Raw genomic sequence first — 2,859 nt, 5'->3', positions numbered from 1 at the left:
ATGCCGCAGATGTCGGTGGAGAAGTTGTAAAAGGAGCAGGAACGGCCGTTTTAGAAGATTTGACGTTAGACTTCCCACCCCTAAAAAAGGAATATACTTCAAATCATCCGAAGGCGCGTAAAACAGGTGAATTGATCGGGCACCTCATCACAACTGTAGCCGGAGTATTAGAAATGGGTGGCGCTGTATTGGGAGGAGGCGCTGGTGTTACGTTATCAGGTACGGGAGTATTATCACCTGTAGGCGTAGCTGTTACTGCAAAATCCGTCGCTTTAGCAGGACATGGAGCAGGAGTAACGTATCAAGGTTTATCTAATACTGGTGAAACCCTCAATGAGCTTTATCAAATGTTTAAAAGCGGAGGGTCAAATAGTCCAACGCCGAAAAAGCCTTCCCCGCAGAAACCAAGCAAGCCCAATGGGAAGCCGCCTGAGGGTAAGGGGACGGGTAGTGGGTCTGGAATCCCAACTGCTTCGGAATTATCTGATTTGGCACGAAACTCTAAAAAGATTGATGGATTCTCAGGTACGAAAATACCGTTTACCACAGTTCAAGAAGCCGCAAAGAAATTCGTAGGAAATCAACCTGGAAAAATGATAAATAATGGTTTTGAATTTGTAAGTAAAGACGGAACAAAACGTGTGAGGATTCAATACAAAAAAGGAAAAGGCGCCAATGAAGCGAATTTTGAAACATTTGATTCATCAGGGAGACAACTTACAAACTATCATGTTCAACTTGAGTAGTTCAAAAAGGAGTGGAAAAAATGATTAAACCTGTTTTAAAAAATTTGCACATTTCATTTGTACAAAAACCGATTGATATCAATAATTTTGTTATAGGCGTAGATGTTAACATTTCTACAGAAGATGATGAAGGGGCAGATATATTTTACTGTAGAGTTATGACACCCCAAAAATTAAATGAGATTTTATTGGAAGACGGTGTAGTGAGTGGAAGAGGAATATTTGTTGTACATGAGCAGGATATGGAGTCTAATTTAAAATTAGTAGAACAAAAAATAAATAGATTCCTTAAGGAATGTGCACGTGAAACATGGGAAGAAGTAGCATTGGCTATCAATTATTATTTAGATTGGGAGTACTATGATCCTAGTTGTGGAGTGGCTGATTTTTACAAATCAACTCGCAAACTAGAATTATGCTCAACGTGTAACGGAAGTGGATTTCTACCCAAAGTAGAATAAAGATAAGTGAGTATATATTTCAATCTTGAGGTCTGTCCATCATTTTGTATAAGCGAGGTTTTCGAAAAATTAGCTTATAAATTGCAAAGTAAAACGGGGTCTGTCAAGGATTTTGTGTAAACTCACTTATATGAACCTCCCCCCGAGGGGAGGGGGACCTCGATGGAAAATGCTGGCCTGGATTATCAATTGGATCGGCTACCACTTAGTTGGACAGAAAACCCTCATGGTCTTTTGGCCACCGAGATGGTAAAAAACAGGATCTGGTCATTTTGAAGTTCTTCTGAGCAAATAAAGATAGGCAGATCATAGGCGAATTTTTTTGCTTCCTCGCTACTCTGAATGGGGTAATTAGATTGCGATTTTATATGGAGGGGCGGTCATGATGAGCTGGTTAGCAACGCGAAGTCCTTACCCTTCGCGGCTTTCGCGAGTACTCATGCCCGCAGAGGCTCCATGTCAAATCGCTCTATCGATATGGTAAAACGACACTATTCCCACAACGTATAGCGAGGAACCATTTTTTTGTAAGTCATACTCCGTACAGAAAACGGGCCTATTGAAGTTTTGAGTACCGCCGATTGTTGTATTGAGCACGTGTATTCGAGCTACGATGCAAAGAAGGGAATGCTCATGGATGTCATATTGGAACGGTGCGCAGGGCTCAATTTAGACATAACCAGAAAAGGAAGTTTTCTTGTGATTGTTTGGAAGGGCCTGGGTGTTTTGAATATCGTTGTTCCAGGGACTTTGTTGTTTATTGTCAATATTTTATTATCTCCTCTGGGGCATAACTCAGTAGATTCCCGGCTGCCGCTTGCTTTTGTGTTTATTGTGTCGGGAGTTATTATCTGGTATATGGGGAAGGCGCTTAACTCCAAATCAGGAAAAGTGCTAGTTGATGCGGATACGGGGGAACGCTATCAAACGGGAACCGAGCACTCGCTGTTTATTGCATACTAAAAATGCCTAGAATTGCAGCGTAAAAATGCTCAAGTTGAATGCAAAAAAGGCACTTGTCAGCCCCTTAAATTCCTCCTATCGTTAGGTTTGCGAGAACTTGACGAAGGAGATGGGAAGGATGCTGAAAATGCCTCAACAACACTATATCAGATTTTTACGCGAAGCAGAAGGGTGCTCGATCCGTGACATCGCCAGACAGATGGGCATTCACTGGAGAACCGCGAAGAAGTACGCAGATCAATCCAACTGGAACGAATCGATTGGTAAAAGAAAGAGTAAAAGCCCAGTTATGGGGCCGTATATGGAGATCGTGGACACATGGCTGGAGGAAGATCGCCTGCTTCCCCGGAAACAGCGGCATACCGGGATACGGATCTACCAGCGGCTGAGAGATGAACACCAGTTTACAGGCGGACAACGAACCGTTTTGGCCTATGTCCGGAAGCGAAAAAACGAAATGGAGCTCGAACGCGCTAAAACCTACGAGCGGTTGGAGCATCCACCGGGAGAAGCACAGGTGGATTTTACGACCATGCAGGTCAGTCGAGCGCAGCAGCTACTCACCTACAAGTTGCTGGTGATCTCCTTTCCGTACAGTAATGCTGCATTTGTATACCCGACACCGGCTGAGAATCAGGAATGCTTTTTAGAAGCGATGAAGCAATGTTTCGAGCAGATGGGAGGCGTCC

Annotated in this window: 3 protein-coding genes and 1 pseudogene; all 4 read left to right on the top strand. The window is 43.4% G+C overall.

Annotated elements, in window-relative coordinates; all coding sequences use genetic code 11:
• A pseudogene (locus ABD76_RS14050) lies at positions 1-746 on the top strand (hypothetical protein); the annotation flags it as partial.
• Positions 747-766: 20 nt separating this feature from the next.
• Positions 767-1,207, top strand: a complete 441-nt coding sequence (locus ABD76_RS14045; protein ID WP_197257804.1) for an Imm8 family immunity protein — start codon at positions 767-769, stop codon at positions 1,205-1,207.
• A 633-nt stretch (positions 1,208-1,840) separates the two neighbouring features.
• Complete coding sequence (locus tag ABD76_RS14040) at positions 1,841-2,170, top strand: hypothetical protein (RefSeq protein WP_206765658.1); 330 nt, start codon at positions 1,841-1,843, stop codon at positions 2,168-2,170.
• Between the two features lie 118 nt (positions 2,171-2,288).
• Positions 2,289-2,859: transposase (locus tag ABD76_RS14035; RefSeq protein ID WP_197256826.1), on the top strand; the 571-nt coding region annotated here is incomplete at its 3' end.

Origin of the sequence: Paenibacillus dendritiformis, assembly GCF_015845845.1 — a bacterium.
GTDB classification, from domain to species: Bacteria; Bacillota; Bacilli; order Paenibacillales; family Paenibacillaceae; genus Paenibacillus_B; species Paenibacillus_B dendritiformis_C.
This window is presented reverse-complemented; position numbering and strand designations above follow the sequence as displayed.

Bases quoted from the DNA above. Each gene is read 5' to 3' on its own strand.
- ABD76_RS14040 (WP_206765658.1), top strand. From the start codon at position 1,841: ATGGATGTCATATTGGAACGGTGCGCAGGGCTCAATTTAGACATAACC.
- ABD76_RS14045 (WP_197257804.1), top strand. From the start codon at position 767: ATGATTAAACCTGTTTTAAAAAATTTGCACATTTCATTTGTACAAAAA.